15 protein-coding genes are annotated in these 18,248 nt (G+C 69.3%); 11 read left to right on the top strand and 4 right to left on the bottom strand.

Features of this window, described 5'->3' with window-relative positions; all coding sequences use genetic code 11:
* Nucleotides 1-106: 106 nt before the first annotated feature.
* The 10 genes from CAP_RS10380 to CAP_RS10430 all read left to right on the top strand — a co-directional run bounded on the left by CAP_RS10380 (nt 107) and on the right by CAP_RS10430 (nt 12,278).
* Entirely contained in the window at nt 107-1,870 is a 1,764-nt protein-coding gene (locus tag CAP_RS10380) for a hypothetical protein (protein ID WP_044239208.1), read from the top strand.
* Nucleotides 1,871-1,981: 111 nt separating this feature from the next.
* Nucleotides 1,982-2,569 carry a Uma2 family endonuclease gene (locus CAP_RS10385; RefSeq protein WP_044239211.1) on the top strand — a complete coding sequence of 196 codons (588 nt, stop codon included), beginning with the start codon at nt 1,982-1,984 and terminating at the stop codon, nt 2,567-2,569.
* Nucleotides 2,570-3,392: 823 nt separating this feature from the next.
* Entirely contained in the window at nt 3,393-4,460 is a 1,068-nt protein-coding gene (locus tag CAP_RS10390) for a DUF2169 family type VI secretion system accessory protein (protein WP_044239215.1), read from the top strand.
* 113 nt (nt 4,461-4,573) lie between these two features.
* Nucleotides 4,574-5,041 carry a DUF4150 domain-containing protein gene (locus CAP_RS10395; RefSeq protein ID WP_044239218.1) on the top strand — a complete coding sequence of 156 codons (468 nt, stop codon included), beginning with the start codon at nt 4,574-4,576 and terminating at the stop codon, nt 5,039-5,041.
* A gap of 72 nt (nt 5,042-5,113) precedes the next feature.
* Nucleotides 5,114-6,262, top strand: a complete 1,149-nt coding sequence (locus CAP_RS10400) for a beta-ketoacyl synthase N-terminal-like domain-containing protein (RefSeq protein ID WP_156040672.1) — start codon at nt 5,114-5,116, stop codon at nt 6,260-6,262.
* Between the two features lie 28 nt (nt 6,263-6,290).
* Entirely contained in the window at nt 6,291-7,040 is a 750-nt protein-coding gene (locus CAP_RS10405; RefSeq protein ID WP_156040673.1) for a hypothetical protein, read from the top strand.
* Between the two features lie 52 nt (nt 7,041-7,092).
* The gene (locus CAP_RS10410) at nt 7,093-7,674 is read left to right on the top strand and encodes an imm11 family protein (protein ID WP_044239226.1); all 582 of its coding nucleotides are present in this window, start codon (nt 7,093-7,095) and stop codon (nt 7,672-7,674) included.
* A 16-nt stretch (nt 7,675-7,690) separates the two neighbouring features.
* Entirely contained in the window at nt 7,691-8,485 is a 795-nt protein-coding gene (locus tag CAP_RS44210; RefSeq protein WP_197041109.1) for an Imm49 family immunity protein, read from the top strand.
* 39 nt (nt 8,486-8,524) lie between these two features.
* Nucleotides 8,525-11,041: a DUF2169 domain-containing protein gene (locus CAP_RS10425; protein ID WP_044239229.1), complete on the top strand. Its 2,517-nt coding sequence runs from the start codon at nt 8,525-8,527 to the stop codon at nt 11,039-11,041.
* A gap of 91 nt (nt 11,042-11,132) precedes the next feature.
* The gene (locus CAP_RS10430) at nt 11,133-12,278 is read left to right on the top strand and encodes a right-handed parallel beta-helix repeat-containing protein (RefSeq protein ID WP_052374715.1); all 1,146 of its coding nucleotides are present in this window, start codon (nt 11,133-11,135) and stop codon (nt 12,276-12,278) included.
* Here CAP_RS10430 and CAP_RS47815 read toward each other — a convergent pair.
* Both CAP_RS47815 and CAP_RS10435 read right to left on the bottom strand, forming a co-directional pair.
* A complete protein-coding gene (locus CAP_RS47815) occupies nt 12,226-12,402 on the bottom strand; it encodes a DUF3606 domain-containing protein (protein WP_081864739.1) in 177 nt (58 codons plus the stop codon). The genes CAP_RS10430 and CAP_RS47815 overlap by 53 nt on opposite strands.
* Before the next feature lie 282 nt (nt 12,403-12,684).
* Nucleotides 12,685-14,550, bottom strand: coding sequence for an OPT family oligopeptide transporter (locus CAP_RS10435; protein WP_044239234.1), 1,866 nt, complete (start codon nt 14,548-14,550; stop codon nt 12,685-12,687).
* Nucleotides 14,551-14,665: 115 nt separating this feature from the next.
* On the opposite strand from CAP_RS10435, the gene CAP_RS10440 reads away from it, so the two are divergent.
* Nucleotides 14,666-16,150 carry a PAS domain S-box protein gene (locus CAP_RS10440; RefSeq protein WP_044239237.1) on the top strand — a complete coding sequence of 495 codons (1,485 nt, stop codon included), beginning with the start codon at nt 14,666-14,668 and terminating at the stop codon, nt 16,148-16,150.
* 6 nt (nt 16,151-16,156) lie between these two features.
* On the opposite strand, the gene CAP_RS10445 is transcribed toward CAP_RS10440, so the two are convergent.
* Together CAP_RS10445 and CAP_RS10450 are read right to left on the bottom strand one after the other, a co-directional pair.
* Entirely contained in the window at nt 16,157-17,326 is a 1,170-nt protein-coding gene (locus CAP_RS10445; RefSeq protein WP_044239240.1) for an alpha/beta hydrolase family protein, read from the bottom strand.
* An 84-nt stretch (nt 17,327-17,410) separates the two neighbouring features.
* Nucleotides 17,411-18,241 (bottom strand): alpha/beta fold hydrolase, encoded by an 831-nt coding sequence (locus CAP_RS10450; RefSeq protein ID WP_044239243.1) that lies wholly within the window; start codon nt 18,239-18,241, stop codon nt 17,411-17,413.
* Nucleotides 18,242-18,248 lie beyond the last annotated feature (7 nt).

The following is an 18,248-nucleotide window of genomic DNA, read 5'->3' on the forward strand; positions in this document are numbered from 1 at the left end:
TCGCTTCGATGAAGCAGATGCCTGGGACCAGTACAACCGGCCTACACCGGAGCAGGTGGAGAGAGCACGTGCCAACGCGCGCTCTCTTGCGGAAGGGCTGGCCGAAGTGACGCTTCTAGAGCAGGCGGAGGACACGCTTAAGACACAGCCGTGGGGCCTCAGGCATGCGTTCCATGATGCATTTGTGGCCGCGGCGCGGGAAACGCCTGAGCGGCAGGCCGCGTGGTCCCGTGCGCTCGAAGAAGCCTTCGCGGATGCCAGGGGTGCGCTCGTGACAGGTCTCACGGACAAGATGGACCGTCGAGAGGTTGAGGGAGCATCTCAGGCGTGGCGGGAAGAGAGCGATCCTTTCTCCGTTTGGGGTCGGTGGGCTCCCGAGGTCTATTTTGACCGCAGCTACATCTGGCATTGGGGGGCGGTTCTTACTCGCGTCCAGCCTGTGGAAGGGCTTCGTGCGCTTGAGACGCTCCCCTACCCGGCGCTCATAAACGAGGTGCTAGTCCTTCAGTGTCGCGAAGACCGCGAACTCATCGAGGAGTTGATCGTGGCCTCGCCGCCGGTGTTCGATGAACAAGGAGATTGGGGGCCGGAGCGCAGCGTTGCGGCGCTCCTCGTCGTGAATCTCATCGCCGCTCACATGAACGCGCTCCACGACGCGCTCTCCCGTGCCACCCGCACATCCGGGAACAAGCGTGAGCAGCCCGGGGCCGATGCCACGCTGAAGGGTTTTGAGGAGCGCGAACTGCCGAACTGGATCACACGCGTTTTCGGCTTGCTGCTCCGACGGTCGGATGGCTTGCGCATCGCGCTCGGTTACCTCGGGTACCTCGTTCGTACGACGCTGCTCGGGCGCGAACAGCAGTACGGCAGCACGGAGCGTTGGGGGGCACATGAGTCGACGCTTGGCGGGCTCGTCAAGGTGCTGCGCGATGCCGGGGTGAGTGTCGCGCAGGTACGCGAGGCATGGTGTGCCGCCGAGGAACTTGCCATGCACAAGGAGACGGAAGACGCGAAGCGGAACCGGGTGCACCCGCGATCCTCTGGCAGGCGAGGTGAGAGGGAAGGCGAGGGGGCGCGCACTCTCCGTGCGAACGGGTTCCCGCTCCTCTGTGGCGCCGCAGTGATGCTTGGAGGCGATCCAACCTCGGATGCAGAGATCCTCCTCTTCTGGTCGTGGTTTGAAGAACTGTTGCAGGGTCGCGATCCCGGGTTGAGCCTAGTCATCCAAGGGCGTTCGCTCATGGAGGTGCTTCAGCACTTCGGCTTCCTCCTCGCAAAGCTCCCGGACCCCGGGGCCTTGGTGCGCGTGGCCTACGCGAAGCTTGAGCCTCAACGGCGTCGCGCGCGTTTTGCCTTCTACTACGATGAGCGCTGCCATGACTTGGAGAGTGTCATCCTTCTGAGGGTGGCTCTGAGCGCGGCGTCGTACTGGCTCGATCGGGAGAAGCCCGGCGAGCAAGCTGACGCCGCGCGCTCTCTTTTCATGTGGATCTATGAGCGAGCGCGGGCGCTCTGGTTGACAGCCGTGCTCGACTCCGGCCAGAGCACGCGGGAACTCGTCACTTCTTGCTTCGCTTGGGTGCCACTCTTGTTCGGCGAGTCGCGGGGCGAGGCGTTCAAGCAGATCATCCCGCCTCTCGCGAACGACGCATGCATGCTCGTCGACGCGTGCGTAAACGTGCGTCTCAACGGCATCGAGGCAGAGAAGCTCCGCGTACTCGTCGCTGACGCAGGAGCTGATCTCGATGCCGCGCTACGCGACGTGTACCAGTGGTCAGAACTCACCGGGCGCAAGGAGGAGGTCTCTGAGGGTCTTCAAAAGCTCGCTGAAGAGTTGGGCATCAAGTTCAACGCGCCGGAAGACGGATGAACGTGCGGCGCCTCGGCGCAGCTTCGGGCCGGCCTGGGTTCGAACACCAGTCCGTCCGTGATTTATGGGCCACACTGGCCCACAAATCGCAGCAGGTGTACCCTTTCCTGCATGTCACCCTTCGCAAGTGCGACTGCCGGGCCCGCGACGGCCGCGGACCTCGCCCTGCTCCCGGAGGACACCCGCTTCCACGAGATCGTGGGCGGACAGCTCGTGCGCAAGGCAAGCCCTGCCGCCGAGCATGGCGCCGCCCAAGCCGCCCTGGCCGGCCTTCTCTTCGGTCCCTTCAACCGCCACCCGGGCGGCCACGCTCCCGGCGGCTGGTGGATCATGACCGAGGTCGAGGTCGAGCTGGAGCCCCACGAGGTCTACCGCCCTGACCTCGTCGGCTACCGCCGCGCCACCTTCCCCGAGCGCCCCAAGGGCTCTCCGCTGCGCCTGCGTCCCGACTGGGTCTGCGAGATCCTCTCGCCCGGCAACCCCCGCGTCGACACCGTGCGCAAGATGCGCGTCTACCACCGCTGCCGGATCCCCTCGTACTGGATCGTCGACCCGCGTGACGAGACGCTGAGCGTCTACCGCTGGTCCGAGCCTGGCTACCTCGCCCTCCTCATCGCCGAGCGCGGCGAGCGGGTACGCGCAGAGCCCTTCGACGCCCTGGAGCTGTCGGTCGGTACCCTGTTCGGCGACGACACCTGACCCGGATCCTGCTCCCGCCCAGACCGCCCCGAAACGGAGAGGCGTCACCTCCCGAGGCAGCGAGCGTCGCCCTCCGCGGACGACGGCAGCATTCGCACCCTGCCAGCCCCACCGACCGCCACGACGACACCCCTTCGCGGTGAGTTGACCCACCTCGCCCCCTGCTCCGGGTGGCATTCCTCACGCTCCGAATGCCATCGTCTTCGGAAGACGGCGACATTCTCACCGCGCCGAACGTCGCCGTCGACGGACGACGGCGTCATTCTCACCACGACCCCTCCCCCCGGAGGCGGGCGACGTGACCGCTCTCCCACCCCGACCGAGGCACCCCTGCCGGCGGCCATGGCCTTCGGCGTCCGAGGCAGGGCGGAGGCCACCTCCGGCGACGCTCGTCGTGGCAGGAGTGACGCCGTCACCGCACGCGGCCCTCGGTTTGCCGCTCCGACCACCGCCGGCGTCCCCCGACGATGGCCTTCGGCGCGGACCGAACGGTGCCGTCCTCGCACGACGACGTGTGTCGGAGGCCTGGGAGGCTCTTTCGGGTGAAGACAGGTGCGGACGCGCCCCGGCCGGAGGCCTCCACCACACGGCTCCTGTGCGTGGATCCCGGCCCGCGACCTGCGCCAGGAGGAGCCTCCCTTTGCGGAATGGATTCCGGCAGTTCCAGAGGCTGCGTCGTGCGTCGACGGGAGGCGGTGTCCGGCTGGGCCGAGCGCAAGAACGTACGGGTAGCGCCGGGAGAACGCGCCCATAGAACCAGTGCCCCCGGCAGAACGCATGGCTTGTGACCGGGGTGTAAGTCTGGAATTCTTCCATTGGAGGCATGGGTCACCCTGAAGTCGACAACCGGACCTCCTTCGCGCTGGAGCTCCTGTTCCTGCTCGATGAAGAGGGGCGCCCGCTGCTCGTCCCGCTGGTGCAGGCGACCTACGCGATCGTGCCCGGTCGCGGCCTCGAGCTGGCCCCGGAGCAGGTGGCGCCGAGCCTCACCGGAGAGACCTGGGGCAAGGACGCCGCCGTCTCCAGCTACCGCATCGAGCCCGCCTTCGCGTTCATCAAGCCCGCCACCGACGTCGTGCTCCTCGGCCACGCCCACGCCCGCCGCGCCACCGAGGCCTACGTGGCATTCAAGGTCGGCCCTGTGGGCAAGACGCTCAAGGTGGTGGGCGACAGGTACTGGGTGCGCAGCGGCAACGCCATCACCCCGACCCGCCCCACGCCCTTCGAGAGCATCCCCCTCACCTACGAGCGCGCCTTCGGCGGCTGGGACCGCAGCGACCCCGACCCCGCGAAGCACACGTTAGACGCACGCAACCCGGTGGGCACAGGCTTCCGGGTGCCAGGAGGTCCCTTCGAGGAAGGCGTCGCCCTGCCCAACCTGGAGGACCCCGCCGACCCCGTGAAGACCTGGGGCCAGGCGGTCACGCCTGCGGGCGTCGGCTTCACCTCGCCGAACTGGCAGCCGCGCGCCGCACGCGCGGGGACCTACGACGAGGCCTGGAGGAAGGAGCGTATGCCGCTCCTGGCCCGCGACTTCGACCGGCGGTTCTTCAACGCCGCATCCCCCGGGCTCGTGGCGTCGGGGTATCTGCGCGGAGACGAGCCAGTCTCGGTGGAAGGGGCCTCCGTGATGGGACGATTGTCGTTCCGGCTGCCCGGAGTGCTGCCGCCACGGTGCCAGGTGTCCTTGGTGAACCGCGGGGACGAAGAGGTGGCGCTGAAGCTGGACACGGTGATCATCGACGCCGACGCAGACCGGGTGCTGCTGCAGTGGCGAGGTCACACGGTGCTGCGCGACGGGCCGCACGACGTGCGGGCGGTGCTGGTGGAGCGGGCCGAGCAGGCGTTGTTGAGGGCGGCAGTGCAGCAGCCCGCGGGGAGCTGGGCGTGAGGTCGGGGAGCGCGTGAGGCGGATGCCGCATCCCCCTGGGCGAGCGCGCGAGGCGACGGTGGTGAGCGCGAAGCGACGGTGGTGAGCGCGAGGCGAGGACGGAGGAGGCAGCAATGGGCGTGACGGTCGGCGTGAACAACATGTCGGTGGTGCACAAGGACAGCGGCGGGGTGTCGCCGTGCTTCCCCGACGTCTGCAAGACCCCTTCCCCCGCAGGTCCGGTGCCCATCCCGTACCCGAACATCGCGCGCTCCAGCGACACCGCCAAGGGCACGAAGAAAGTGAAGTGCGACGGCAACCCGGTGTGCGTCGAGAGTTCGAACTTCAGCACCAGCACCGGGGACGAGGCAGGGACCGCCGGCGGCGGCGTCGTCTCGAACAAGACGAAGGGGAAGGCGGAGTTCGTGAACTACTCCTTCGACGTGAAGTTCGAGGGAAAGGGCGTGGCGAGGGCGCTCGACCTGATGCTGCACAACGACAAGAACACGCCGCCGACGCCGGTCATTCAGAAGCCGGTGGTGGTGATCCTGATGGCCGGGAGCATCAAGTCAGAGTGCCCGTGCTGCGAGGAGGCCACCTGACCACGGTCACTGGTCGCGTGAAGGAGACCGCCCCTTGCGGGGGCCCGAGAAGCGCCTGAGGTCGCCGAGATCATGAGTCAGCATCGAGGGGGCACTCCGTGTGGAGTCACCGCCATCGGCATGGTGAGCGCGCTCGGGCGGGATGCGATCACCTCCTGCGCTGCGGGCCGCTCTGGGCTCAGCATGCCTTCGGAGCTGAAGGTCATGGACTTCCAGACGCAATCCCTCTTCGGCGAGGAGACCTACCATGGCCCTCCTGCGGTCGTTGGCCACGCCGTGCGCGGGATCGCCGAGGGATTCGCGGGGCCAGCAAAAGCCCTGATGCTCGGAGTGGGGGCGCTCCGGGAAGTGATCCAGAAGCGCGGCCTCTCGCCTCAGGAACTGCGCCGGACGGCGCTCGTTCTCAACCTGTCCGACTGGGTCCTGCAAGACGAAGCGGCGAGCAAGTCGGGTGAGGCGCAGCCCGAGGGCAAGCCTTCGCAGCGGTGGATCGTGCAGACCGCCGACCTTGGGCAGAAGCTCGTGAAGCGCGCAGAGGTGGCGCTACCGCCGGAACTCCAGATCGTCGTCCATGGGGGGCATGCAGGGCTCGCGCTTGCCGTCCGTGAGGCCCTGACGATGATCGAGCGAGGCCGTGCCGACCGTTGCCTGGTCGGGGGGATCGAGTCTCGCGTGGAGCCTGCCTTCCTGAGGGCCGCTGCGGCGCTGAAGCTGCTCCGCACCAACGACACGCCCGCAGGGCTGATGCCCGGTGAAGGCGCCGCCTTCTTCCTGCTCGAACCCGTGGACGTCCGAGGGGCGAAGGGCGCGCAGGTGGTCCTCGACGGCGTGGCTTCGGGGAGCGAAGCGGCCGGGTCACGCTCGGATGCGCTGCCGAACGGCGCTTCGCTTGCACAGACACTGCTGGATCTGTTGCGGGAGGTGCCACTCACCGAACAGCATGGCTGGATGATCGGTGATCTGAATGGCACCGAGCGGCGGGCCATGGAGTGGGGCCGAGCCGCGGTGCGCGTCCATGCCGAGCATCCGCTCGACCAGGTGCCTCTCTGGCTCCCCGCTTCGTCCTTCGGCGACACCGGAGCTGCCAGCGCAGCCATGGGGGTGTGTATGGCTGTGCGCGCTTTCGAGCGTGGCTATGCGCCCGCGCGTCGCTGTCTGCTGTGGATGTGCTCGGAGGGGCCACATCGAGGCGCCCTCGCGCTCCGTCATCGCGTCAATTGAAGCCATCGATCTGCCCAAGGAGACCACCGTGGCCGGTAAACAGAGCGAGCACATGAAGCCTCCGGATGAGGCCCACTGGAAGTTCAAGCGGAACCGGGACGGCGATAAACACATCAAGAACTGCGACGAGGGCTACTATGCCCCGACAGTCGTCTTCAAACATGGCGGCAAGGTCAGGAACGTTCGAGAGGTTCACCACGTTCTCTGCGTGCACGCCTGTTCCGATGCTACGCTTCCCGTCAAGATCGAGGCCGCAGACAAGAAGTTTATTCACGACAGCTTGGCGATCACCGACTGGGACATCAATGCTGCCGCGAACAATATCGGGCTACCCAGAAAATGGGCGTATGTGCTCGATACCGACGCGACGCTGAAGGTGCCCGGTGCTCCAAACGAGTGGGACGGGCTGCCTTGCCACCAGGTGGATCACGACATCTACCTCGACAAGGTCGAAGAGTGGGTGACCGAGAACATCTGGAACAAGATCAGGGCAAACAAGAGCGCGGAAAACTGCGAGTACATGAAGCCCGAAGCCGTGAAGAACATGTTCGAGAGAGGCAGCAGGATGTGGAAAGCGCTGCTCAGGAGGCGCGGCATGCTGCACGGCGGAACCCGGGCCTCGCTCGAATACTGTCAGAGCGGCAAGGAAGATCCTGCGAAGGAGGACATCTGGCACAAGCCGTTCTCCATGGCGATGCCTGAAGGCGACATTCGCCGGCGGAACAAGCCGCCCAAGGGGAACCTGGTCAGAACCGGCCTGCTGACCATGATCAAGTGAGCGACGACGTGAAAGAACATGGATCGATGATCAACGAGGAGCGCGTACAGCGATGAGCTTTCTGCTTTGGAGGCCAGGAAGAAGCACGGACGGCATCTGCAAGATCCTGGAGATCGAAGGCGTGGAGAAGTCCTTCGAGCTGGCGGAGGGCGTCTCGCGGGCTACTGGCTGGCCTGACGATGCGCAGTGCCAGATGGACCCGAACCGGCCCAAAGACATCGCGCTGGCAGACAGCCTGCTCGGGGCGAAACTCGTGGTGGTGTCTGCAAAGGTCAAGAGAGCGCTCGACGATGCACATTCGAAGAACGTCGAGTTCTTGCCCATCAAGATCATCAATCACAAGGGGCGCGTCGCCTCCGATGAGTACTTCGTGCTCAATCCTCTGGAGATTTGCGATTGCATCGATGTCCAGCAGTCCAATGTCGAGTGGAACGATCTCGACCCTGAAGCGATCTGCGCCTGTGACGCTTTGATTCTCAAGGAGAGCGCCGTCCCGGAGTCCCTCTCGGTCTTCCGCCTGAAGCACTGGAAGAACTTGATTGTGATCCGGCGCTCCCTGGCCGAATCGATGCTTTCGCAAGGCCTGACAGGGCTGAACTTCTTGGAGCCCGAAGAGTACATGGGACTCGGCTGAGATGGATCTCGCAGCCGTGCACGAGGAGCTGGTGTCGGAGCTGCATTACGGCATGCTGTCCGTGGGCAAAGCTCCAATCTCTGCAATGGGCGACGAGTTCGACGCTTTCTCTCACCAGTTCGAAGCGCTCGGCATCTGTCACTTGCTCGAATTCGCCGACGAAAGCGAGTTTCTCACCAACTTGATCCGCAGCGGGCACGCTCGCCGCTACTTCTTGAGGCGCTCACGGGCAGAGGGGAACGTCGCTGACCGGCACCTGGCGCTCAGCCGCACGAACAGTTTCCTCGCCGCCGCCGCAGCGGGCGATGGGGTGCTGGCCCGGCAGATCGCAGACGAATCAACCGAGACCTGGAACCCTGCCTGGGAGTACGAGGACGACCACCACTTTTTCCTGCTGCTTCACAGGCTTGTGCAGCAAGGGCCCTCATTCCCCTCGGGAGACGTACCAGCCATCCTGACAGCCTTCGAACGCTCCCTGGATGGCGCAACGTCCGCGAGACATGCGGTGTGCCACGCGCTGGTCGCGGGTGATGCCTCGGCATTTCTTGGAGCGCTCTCAGAGCTGATGCAAGGGGAAGCTGCGCTGAGAGACGAGAAGCGCAGCTCCGCGGCGGTCCACGAGGGGGATGTCGCGTACTGGCCACACAGCTTCGTCTCCGTCGAGGGGCTCGCCCTCCTGAACCTCGCCCAGCTTCGGGGCATCTCCACAGAGACGGGAACGACGCTGCCGCTCTGTCCAGAAATCGCGCGCCTGCCTTGGTCCACGGCGTCGGTGGAGGATCTCTTCGAAGCCATGGCGCGGCTACCCTGACTCAGCGTCCCTCGACTGTCTCTCCAGGAGCCATCCATCATGCAGGCTGCCCAGCTCCACCCGGTGACTTCCCAGGGCCGCGTCGCCACAGCCACCGTGGCCTGGCGCCACCGCGGGCAGCTCTCCCTGACGGTGGTCGTCAAGGGCACCTTCGCCCTCGTCCCCGAGGCGCGCATGACGCTCGTCGAGCCGGATCCCATCGTCTCGACCGAGCACAAGGCGCCCTCCGGGCGTGGGCTGCTCGCGGCGGGAGATCTCGCGCCGTACCTGGGGCACGCGGACGTGTGGCTGGTGGGGCATGCGGAGGTGCCGCCCCATTACGCGGAGCCGCGGCTGCACGTGGCGATGTCGCTGGTGCAGGGAGGGGCGGTGCGGATCGACAAGCGGGTCGACCTCGACGCTACGCAGCGCGCTGGGGAGCAGCAGCATCGGGTGCCGATTCACGGGCTCGATCCGATCTCGCGGGAGTGGCCGGTGCGGCGGAAGCTGCTCGGGGATCTCGATCCGCGCCGGTTGGAGGGGAGCATTGTCGAGCTGCCGGAGACGTTCGAGTGGCGGTACTTCCACGCGGTGCCGGAGGACCAGCGGCTGGAGACGGTCACGGGGGAGGAGTGGCTGGTGCTCGGGGGCATGGTGCTCCGGCGGCCGCGGTTCCGGACGCAGCTCCCGGCAGCGCACGGGGTGGCGCGGATGTTCCGCCGGAACGTGTCGGCGCCGCGGGCGGGAGAGCCGGTCGCGCTGCGTGCGGACATGATCCAGATCGATGTCGACAGGCTGCGCTGCGCGATCGTGTGGCGGGGGCACGTGCGGCTCCAGAGCGAGGCGGATCTTGCGGGGCTGCACGTGGTCGGCGCCGTGGAGGTGCCGGGGGAGCCCGTGGCGTGGGTGGACCCGTTTGCTGTCGCGCCTCGACCCGCGCCTCCGCCGCCGGAGGATGCGGAGCGCGCGCTGGGGAGCACGGTGGCGATCTCGGCGCAGGATGCGGCCTCGCTCCTGCGGGAGATCGGGGCGACGTTGCCCTTCGAGGGGTCGCCTCCGAGAACTCCGCCGCCAGCGCCGCCAGCGCCGCCAGCACCGCCAGCACGACCGACCACGCCGGCAGCATCGGCTGCACCGACCGTACCGCCAGCGCGGGCAGTCACCCCGCCAGTCTCTCCCCTGTCGCCACTGCCGCCGCGCTTGCCGCCGCCGGATGAGAATCCCATCGGGAGCACGATGGGGCTGTCCCCGAGCGAGGCGCGGCGCGCGGTGATGGAGTCCGCGCTGCCGTTCTCGTCCCCCGGGCGTGGGTCATCGCCCGCGCTGCCAGCGGTGGCGCAGCCGCCATCACCGGCGCACCCGCCAGCAGGACGCGGGTCATCGTCCGCGCTGCCAGCGGTGGCGCAGCCGCCGCCTGGACACATGCCGACGGGACGCGCATCATCGCCCGCATTTCCAGCAGTGGCGCAGCCTCCGGCTGGAACCATGCCGACGGGACGCGGGTCGTCACCTGCGCTTCCAGCAGTGGCGCAGCCTCTGGCTGGAACCATGCCGACGGGACGAGGGTCATCGCCCGCGCTGCCAGCGGTGGCACAGCCGCCGCCTGGACACATGCCGACGGGACGAGGGTCATCCCCTGCGCTGCCAGCGGTGGCGCTTCCAGCAGCGGCTGGCGGGACAACGGGGGCGGGCGGTGCGCAGGAGGCGAGCAACCCTCTGGGGGAGACGATGGGGCTCCAGAGCGGGGCGCTCGACCCCAGGATGCTGGCAGCGATACCCTTCAAGCCGGCGGGTGGCGCTGCTCGTCCAGCGGCAGGCCCACCAGCATCCTTGGCGCCGCGCCCGGCAGGGGCTGCATCGGGTGGGGCACCCTTGCCGGCGCGGTCTTCCGGTGCAGCGGAGGAGGCGCTGGGAGGGACGCTCTCGGTGCCGAAGGATCAGCAGGAGCGGCTCTTCAACAGGGCAGCGACGCCGTTCGAGGGGAAGCCCGTTCCCATGGCTCCGCGTGCGCAGGGGCCCGGAGCAGCGGGGATGCCGCCTCCGCCTGGGTCAGGGGTCGGGGTCGCGCCGCCGGGTCGCATCGCGTCGCCAGGGATGATGGCGCCAGCACCGCCTGCACCACCAGGGATGAAGGGGGCAGCAACGCCTTCAGCGCCCGGTATGGTGGCGCGACCCTCGGGCTCGTCGCCCGGATTCACGGCGCCTGCATCAGGAGCGGCGCCCGGGTTTGCGGCGCCTGCATCAGGCTCGGCGTCCGGGTTCGTGGCGCGCCCATCAGGTTCGTCGCCAGGGGGAGGCGCGCCGCTCCAGGATCTGGATTTCGATGGCGATGGGGCAGCGCCGACGGCTCCTGCAGGTGGGGGACTACCGTGGGGGGCAGCGCCTTCGCTGGGCTCACCCCGCATCGATGGCGCGCGGCTCGATGGCATCCGCAAGCTGCCGCCGCTTCCCGCTGCGGGCATCACGCCGATGGGGCTCCCAGGGCTGACGCACGAGGACATCGCGCAGTGGCCGCCGGGGCTCGGGGCCGAGTTTCTGGCAGCCATGGCCGAGGCCGGAGCGCTCGCACCGCCGTGAGTCGCTGAGTCACAAGGCTGCCTGGACGTGCACACGCGATGCGCGAAAGGCGAAGGTCACGTCGAACACGACGTGGGCCGACGTCTCGATCGTGTTCGGTTACCAGGACGCGAACAACTACTCCTTCGCGAGCCTCAACAAGCTGAACAACCAGGACACGAGCGGCATCTTCCGGGTGCAGGGTGGGGTGGCCACGGACCTTGCGGACATCACCACGGCCATCGCGGTGAACACGACCTATGCGGTGCGCGTCGCGCGGACGGGGAGCACGGTGAAGGTGTACCTGGGGGGGCAGCAGGTGGCGAGTGCGTCGGGGGTGGGGACGGGGAGCGGGAAGGTCGGGTTCGGGTCGCGCAACGATGCAGGGACGTTCGACGATCTGGTGGTGACGGTGAACGAGGCGGCGCCGCCTCCGGTCGGGAACACCGTGCAGGTGTCGACGGCGAGCCAGCTCTCGGTAGCGCTGGCGAACGCGGCGCCAGGGGACCGGATCGTGCTGGCCAGCGGGACGTACAGCGGGCACTTCGGGTCGACGAAGAGCGGGACGGCGAGCGCGCACATCGTGCTGGAAGGAGGGGCGGGGGCGATCCTGCACGGGGGGTCGCGGAGCGGGGCGAACCACAACCTCATCGACGGGGTGACGGTGCGCGACATGGGCGAGGAAGGGGTGCACTTCAGGGCGTTCAGCTCGGACAACACGCTCCAGAACAGCACGGTCTACGACGTGGGGCTGCTGACGCCGGACTACGGGGAGGCGGTGTACCTGGGGTCGGCGAAGAGCAACTGGGGGGCGTACTCGGGGGGGCAGCCAGATCGGAGCGACGGGAACAAGGTGCTCGACAACCACCTCGGGCCCGGGGTCACGGCGGAGGCGATCGGCGTGAAGGAAGGGACGGCGGGCGGGGAGATCCGCGGCAATTTCTTCGAGGCGACGGGGCTGAGCGGGGCGAACTCGGCGGATAGCTGGATCGATGTGAAGGGGAACAGCTACCTCATCGCGGGGAAGACGGGGGTGAACCCCGGCGGGACGTCCGCGCTGCTCGATGGGTTCCAGACGCACGTCGCGGTGTCGGGGTGGGGTGATTACAACGTGTTCGAGGACAACGAGGCAGACGTGGAGGCGTCCGGGTATGGCTTCAGGATCCAGACCTCGGGGAGCCAGGGGACGGCGACGCACAACGCCGTTACTTGCCGAGGTGCGCGCGCACCTTCTCCGCGCTGTGACCGACGGCCGTGACCGCCTTCTCCAGCTCCTCCTTCGAGACCCCCAGCGCCTTCGTCCAGTAGCGAACCTCGTGCTCCTCTTTGAGGCTGATCAGCTTGGCGTCCTGCGGGCCGCGAATGCTCGTATCGTCGCTCATGATGAATGCCTTTCTGCTGGTCTGAGGAAATGCGTCGATCCGAACGTAAGAAGGCATGGGACCGCGTCAAGCAGCCACGCCGCGCGTCGTCGGGCAGAGATCGCAGGGATGCAGCGAGGACACTCTGCGCAGGGCGGGGTAGCCGCCCCCATGGAAGGTAAATGCCTAGGGGGAGTCTGTATTCGTAGGGGACGTGCCTGGCCCGCCCGTGGTGGCGCGTGGTGGCGCGTGGTGGTGGTGGAAGAAGGCGGTGCGTCAGCCAGGGCTGCGCGAGGCCGACGGCTACTTGGAGAGCACGCCGAGGGCGACGAGGATGGCGACGACGATGCCCATCAGGCTCTCGCCGGCGATGATGCCGGAGGCGACGGGGACGGTGGCGCGCTCGGCGAGGTCGGGGCGGCGGCGGCGCACCAGCTCGGCGAGGAGGGCGCCAATGAACATGGCAATGGCATTGGCGCCGGGGACGACGAGGGCAATGCCGAGACCCGAGGCGGTAGGGATGAAGGCGCGGGCCTTGGGCGGGGCGTAACGTTCGGCGAGGGTGAGGAAGATGCCGAGGGTGAGGCCGGCGAGGATGGCGATCCGGGCGGTGATGTCGATGCCGGCGATGCCGGAGGTGAGGGCCTTGGAGACGCCGGCCCAGACCTGCACGGCAGGGGCGGGGAACTCGGCGGAGCCGATGATGTCGGCGGTGGGGACGAGGAGGTTGAAGGCAGGGACGACGACGGCGGCGCCAGCGATGACGCCGAAGAACTGGGCGAAGAGCTGCTGGCGGGGGTTGGCGCCGAGGAGGTAGCCGCTCTTCAGGTCGATGAGGAGGTCGGCGGCGTGGAGGCCGACGCCGCCGGTGACATTGGCGCCCATGATGTTGGCGGCGATGTTGCCGGGGACAAGGCCGCCGTAGACGACCTGGGTGACGGGGCCGAGGGCCTTGGTGGGGGTGACGTCGGTCTCGCCGGTGACGCGCGCGGCGACGACGCCCATGACGAGGGCGAGGGGGAGCGCGACGACGCCAGCCCACCAGGGGATGCCGAAGAGGTGGGACATGAGGAAGACCATGACCGGGCCGAGGAGGGCGAAGCCGGCGGGGAACCACCAGGAGGGGCACTCGATGTCGGCGAGGGGGTCGTCGGTGGCAGGGCCGCGGCCAGGGCGCATGACGGCGATGAGGCCGGAGAAGGAGCGGGCGACGCTCTTCCACTGGAAGGCGAAGGAGAGCAGGCCAGAGGCGAGGAGGACCGCGGCGCCAGGCCAGAGGGTCCACTGGACGATGTCCTTGTACTTCGCAGCGGCGATGACGCCCCGCTCGACCATGCTGGGGGCGATGACGCCGTAGGTGACGATGGCGCCGAGCAAGAGGGACCAGCCGGTGCGGAAGCCCATGAGGGCGCCAGCGCCGACGAGGATCAGGCTGCCGTCGAGGCTCATGGTCCAGTCGGCGGCGGAGTGGCCGCGCCAGCCGAAGGGCAGGTGGGCGCTCTTGGGGAAGTTGAAGGGCATCCAGGGGGCCTTGGCGTCGCGGAGGAAGGCGACCACGGCGCCGATGAGGCCCGTCCAGCCGAGGAGGCGGGCCTTGTCGCCCTCGCCATGGGCGCCGTGCATGGAGCGGATGGTCTCCGCGGTGGCGGTGCCGGTGGGGAAGGGGAGGGCCTCGATGTTGATGAGCTGGCGCTTGATGGGGATGGCGGCGAAGACGCCGAGCGCGGCGATGACGGCGAACCAGGCGAACATCCAGCCAGAGTCGGGGCGGGTGCCGGTGAGGACGAGCAGGGCAGGGATGGCCGCCATGTTGCCGCCACCCGTCATGTACCCGGCGGCGGAGGCCACCGAGCCCATGGCGTTGTTCTCGAGCATGGAGAACTCGCCGCGGGTGAGGCCCACGGAGCGCAGGGCGCGGAAGAGCGCGAAGGCGAGGATGCACGCGGTGACGGTGACGCCGAGGCTCCAGCCGGTCTTGAGGACCACGTAGAGGTTGGAGAGGCACATCACCGCGCCGATGAGCATGCCGGAGATGACGGCGCGGACGGTGAGCTGCGGGACGCCACGCTGGTAGACGGTGGCGAGCCAGTGGCGCTCCGGATCCGGAGGGCTGGGCGGCGCGTCCGGCAGAGCGTCCGGCGGAGGGGCCGCGGCGGGAGTAGCGTGCATCACGCTACCATCGCACGGCGAGCGCAGGGTCGGGGAGGGCATGGTAGCGTGCGGCGGAATGCGCTGACCTTCCCCTGCTTCGACGCTCCGCCGGCCGGTGGGGCGACCTCCCGCGATGACCGATCCCGCTTCGCTCTCCACGGCAGCGGCTGCGCTGCTCACGTCGATCTCGCCGGAGGGTCGGCTGCTCGGCGTCGCGCCAGGCCTGTGCCGCGCGCTCGGGGTGTCGGCGCAGGAGCTGGTGGGGAAGGGGCTGCTCTCGCTGGTGCCGCAGGAGGAGCAAGGGCCGGTGCTGGCGACGCTGCGGGGGCTCAAGCCAGGGGAGCCCGCGACGTTCGAGGCGCGGATGGGCTTCGGGGGAGCCGCGCCGCGGTGGTTCTCGTGGGAGGTGGTGCTCGCCGCGGCGGGGGGGATGATCCTGGGGACGGCGCGCGACATCGACGCGGAGCGCGCAGAGGCGCGGGCGCACGCGCTGCTGCAGGCCATCGGCGATGCACTGCCGGTGGGGATCGCGTGCTCCGACGAGGGCGGGCGCTTCCGCTACGTGAACCGCGCGTACAGCGACCACTACGGGTTTTCGCGCGAGGCGATGCTGGGGATGCCCTTCACCATGATCATCCAGGAAGCGCAGCGGGAGCGCTGGATGGAGTGGCACCGGCGGGTGATCGGAGGCGCCACCGAGCCCGACCGCGAGGCGCCCGTGGTGAACCGGCAGGGGCAGAAGTCGCACGTGCGGGCGACGGCGGCGCGGGTGTCGCTCCCGGGAGGGCAGCGGTTCCGGCTGACGACGATCACCGACGTGACCGAGCGGCGGAAGGCGCAGCAGAGCGAGCAGGTTCTCCGGTCCATCCTGGCGAGCGCGCCGATGGTGATCTGGGCCGCCGATACGCAGCGGAAGCTCACCCTGCTGGAAGGGCGAGGGCTGCTCGATCGGGGCATCCACGGCGAGGCGCTGCTCGGGCAGCCGCTGGAGCTGCTGCACGGGAGCGCGGAGGTGCGCGCGGCCATCGAGCGCGCGTATGCGTGCGAGGAGGTGTCGGGGCGCTTCGAGCTGGTCGGGCGGGTGTTCGACGTGTGCCTGGTGCCCCTCGCAGGCGTGGAGCGCGGGGCAGGGGAGCCCGTGCAGGCCGATGTGGTGCTCGGGGTGGAGTGGGACGTGACCGAGGAGGTGCGCGCAGCCGAGGAGCTGGCGGCGCAACTCGCGCTCGTCGCGTCGCAGCGGGAGACCATCCGGCGTCTGGGGATGCCCGTGGTGCCGGTGGGCGAAGGAGAGCTGTGCGTGCCGCTGGTGGGCGAGATCGATCAGGAGCGGGCGCGGGGGCTGCTGGAGGACCTGCTCGCGCGGATCGTGAAGGACGGGGCGCACCGGGCGCTGATCGATCTGACCGGGGTGGAGGGGGCCGACGTGGCGACGCTCGCGCACCTCGTGAAGGTGGCGCGGGCAGCGCGGCTCCTCGGGGCCGAGGTGGTGCTCACAGGGCTGCAGCCGGCAATGGCGCGGGCCATCGCGGAGAGCGGGGTCGGGCAGGGAGGGTTGAAGACGCGGGCGACACTGCAGGAGGCGCTGGGGCGGCGCAGGGGCCGACAGCCGTCTGCGTGAACGGCGTCACTTGCGGGTGGCGAGGTCGACGGTGTCGGCGGGGTGGCCGGCGTCGAGGTACGCGCGGGCAGAGGCGTCGTCGGTGAGCGTGGCGAGGAAGAAGGCCGTGGTGTAGGCGGCGGCGATGCCGCGCGCAGCGACGATGTCGAGGTAGGTGAAGGGCTCGCGGTCGGTCTGGCGGACATCCTCGGTGCAGCCCGCGCTGAAGCCCTCGACGAGGCCGCAGATGTCGGTGAAGGACCAGTGGCCAGCGTCCTTGACCTCGGCCTTCCAGGCGGGCGGGCTGGCGGCCTCGAAGTTCTGGCGGATGTAGTCGTTGCCGATCTCGGTGATGCTGTTGTCCTCGGTGGCGAGGAGGAAGAAGACCGGGATGTGGATGTCGGCCATCGCCGCGCCGGGGAGGAGCGGGTTCTCCATGGGGACGGCGAGGGCGAGGCCAGCGCGAGGGCGGGGGTCGTCGGCGAGCACGACGCCGGTGGTGACGCCGCCGAAGCTGTGGCCGAAGACGCCGACGCGCTCGGGGTCGAGGTGGCCGCGGAGGGCGTCGGGCAGCTCGGTGGCCGCGGGGTCGAGGACGCGATCGAGGGTGAAGATCATGTCGGCGGCGCGGACGGCGAGGAACTCGGTGCCGAGGGGCGCGGCGTTGCCCGCAAGCTCGTCGAAGAGGGTGCCGCCCGCATGGTCGGGGGCGACCACGGCGACGCCGTGGCTGGCGAGGCGCTCGGCGACGGTGGCGATGGAGAAGCGGGTGCAGTTGTAGCAGTGGGAGAAGGCGACCACGGGGAAGCTGCCACCCTCGGCGAGGGGAGCGTCGAGGGCCGCATGGACGCGGCGGGTGGTGCCGGGATCGGGGGCGGCGGCGACGAGGTCGGCGAGCTGGGTGCGCTCGTCGCCAGGGGCGGCGAAGTCTTCGAGGGGATGGCCGGTGTCCGCCGCGGCGCGGGCGCTCTCGGCGGCGGGGTACCAGATCTCCACCCGGAGGCTGCGGGTGCGCGCGGTGTCGTCGAGGGTGACGGTGGTGCGGCCGACGGGGTGGGGGCCCGCGGAGGCGACGGGGTGCTGTTCCTCGGGGGCGGGCTCGGGATCCGGGGAGGTGGCGTCGCCGCAGCCGGCGAGGGCGAGGGTGGTCGCGAGGAGGCTGGAGAGGAGGGCGCTCGGCAGCGGAAGGCGGGCCATCTGGCGGGGGTACCAGCGCGCGTCGACGCCAGCAATGGGCGTCGGAGAGGATAGAGCGGCGGAGAGGAGGGGGTGGAGGCGGGGTCAGGGCGCGGGCGGGACCTCTGCGAAGTGGTCGAGCAACAGGGCGTTGATGCGGTCGGCACATTGCAAGGGGACGCCGTGCGAGGCGTCGTCGATCTGCACGTAACGCGCGCCAGGGATGCCAGCCGCGAGGGCGCGGCCGAGCCTGGGAGGGGCGATGGGATCGTGGAGGGCGCTCACCACGAGGGTGGGTACGCCGGCGAGCTCGCCGAGGCGCGGCGTGGCGTCGTAGCGGTGCATGGCGGCCATCTGCTTCGTGGCCACCGGCGGGGGGTCGGCCAGGTCATGGCCGAAGCGCGCGGCGAGGCGCTCGGCGAGGGCGTCCACGTCGCCCGTCGCCAGGACGTCGGGGGGCATGACGATCTCCAGGAAGGCGCGGCGACGCATGCGCCGGCTGCCGAGGCGCGTGCGCAGGCCGAGCCACATGGCCCGCGGCGCGGGCAGGGTGACGTCGCGGCCGCGCGCGAAGGTGCAGAGCAGAGACAGGCTCCGGACGCGTTCGCGCGCGGTGAGGGCGAGGTGCTGGGCGACGAGGCCGCCGAGCGAGTGGCCGACGACGTGCGCGGCGCGGAACCCCTGGGCATCCATCAGCGCCAGCGCGTCCTCGGCCATCTGCGCGACCGTGAGCTGCGCGCCGAGGGGCTGGCTGCGGGCCATGCCGCGGTTGTCGAACCAGAGGCAGCGGTGCCGCTCGGCCAGCGCGTCCACCTGGGGGAGCCAGGCGTCGCCGCGCACGGCCACGCCCTGGATCAGCAGGACCGGAGGGCCCTCGCCGCGGATGCCGTAGGCGAGCTTGCAGCCACGGTGCGCGAGGAAGGGAGGGTCGGTCATGGGGGCC

Origin of the sequence: Chondromyces apiculatus DSM 436 (assembly GCF_000601485.1) — a bacterium.
GTDB classification, from domain to species: domain Bacteria; phylum Myxococcota_A; class Polyangia; order Polyangiales; family Polyangiaceae; genus Chondromyces; species Chondromyces apiculatus.

What these genes read in the sequence shown, in the direction of transcription:
- CAP_RS10435 (WP_044239234.1), bottom strand. Translation starts at nt 14,550, where the DNA reads ATGCACGCTACTCCCGCCGCGGCCCCTCCGCCGGACGCTCTGCCGGAC.
- CAP_RS10450 (WP_044239243.1), bottom strand. Translation starts at nt 18,241, where the DNA reads ATGACCGACCCTCCCTTCCTCGCGCACCGTGGCTGCAAGCTCGCCTAC.
- CAP_RS10410 (WP_044239226.1), top strand. Translation starts at nt 7,093, where the DNA reads ATGAGCTTTCTGCTTTGGAGGCCAGGAAGAAGCACGGACGGCATCTGC.
- CAP_RS10440 (WP_044239237.1), top strand. Translation starts at nt 14,666, where the DNA reads ATGACCGATCCCGCTTCGCTCTCCACGGCAGCGGCTGCGCTGCTCACG.
- CAP_RS10395 (WP_044239218.1), top strand. Translation starts at nt 4,574, where the DNA reads ATGGGCGTGACGGTCGGCGTGAACAACATGTCGGTGGTGCACAAGGAC.
- CAP_RS10400 (WP_156040672.1), top strand. Translation starts at nt 5,114, where the DNA reads ATGAGTCAGCATCGAGGGGGCACTCCGTGTGGAGTCACCGCCATCGGC.
- CAP_RS47815 (WP_081864739.1), bottom strand. Translation starts at nt 12,402, where the DNA reads ATGAGCGACGATACGAGCATTCGCGGCCCGCAGGACGCCAAGCTGATC.
- CAP_RS10385 (WP_044239211.1), top strand. Translation starts at nt 1,982, where the DNA reads ATGTCACCCTTCGCAAGTGCGACTGCCGGGCCCGCGACGGCCGCGGAC.
- CAP_RS10425 (WP_044239229.1), top strand. Translation starts at nt 8,525, where the DNA reads ATGCAGGCTGCCCAGCTCCACCCGGTGACTTCCCAGGGCCGCGTCGCC.
- CAP_RS10390 (WP_044239215.1), top strand. Translation starts at nt 3,393, where the DNA reads ATGGGTCACCCTGAAGTCGACAACCGGACCTCCTTCGCGCTGGAGCTC.
- CAP_RS10445 (WP_044239240.1), bottom strand. Translation starts at nt 17,326, where the DNA reads ATGGCCCGCCTTCCGCTGCCGAGCGCCCTCCTCTCCAGCCTCCTCGCG.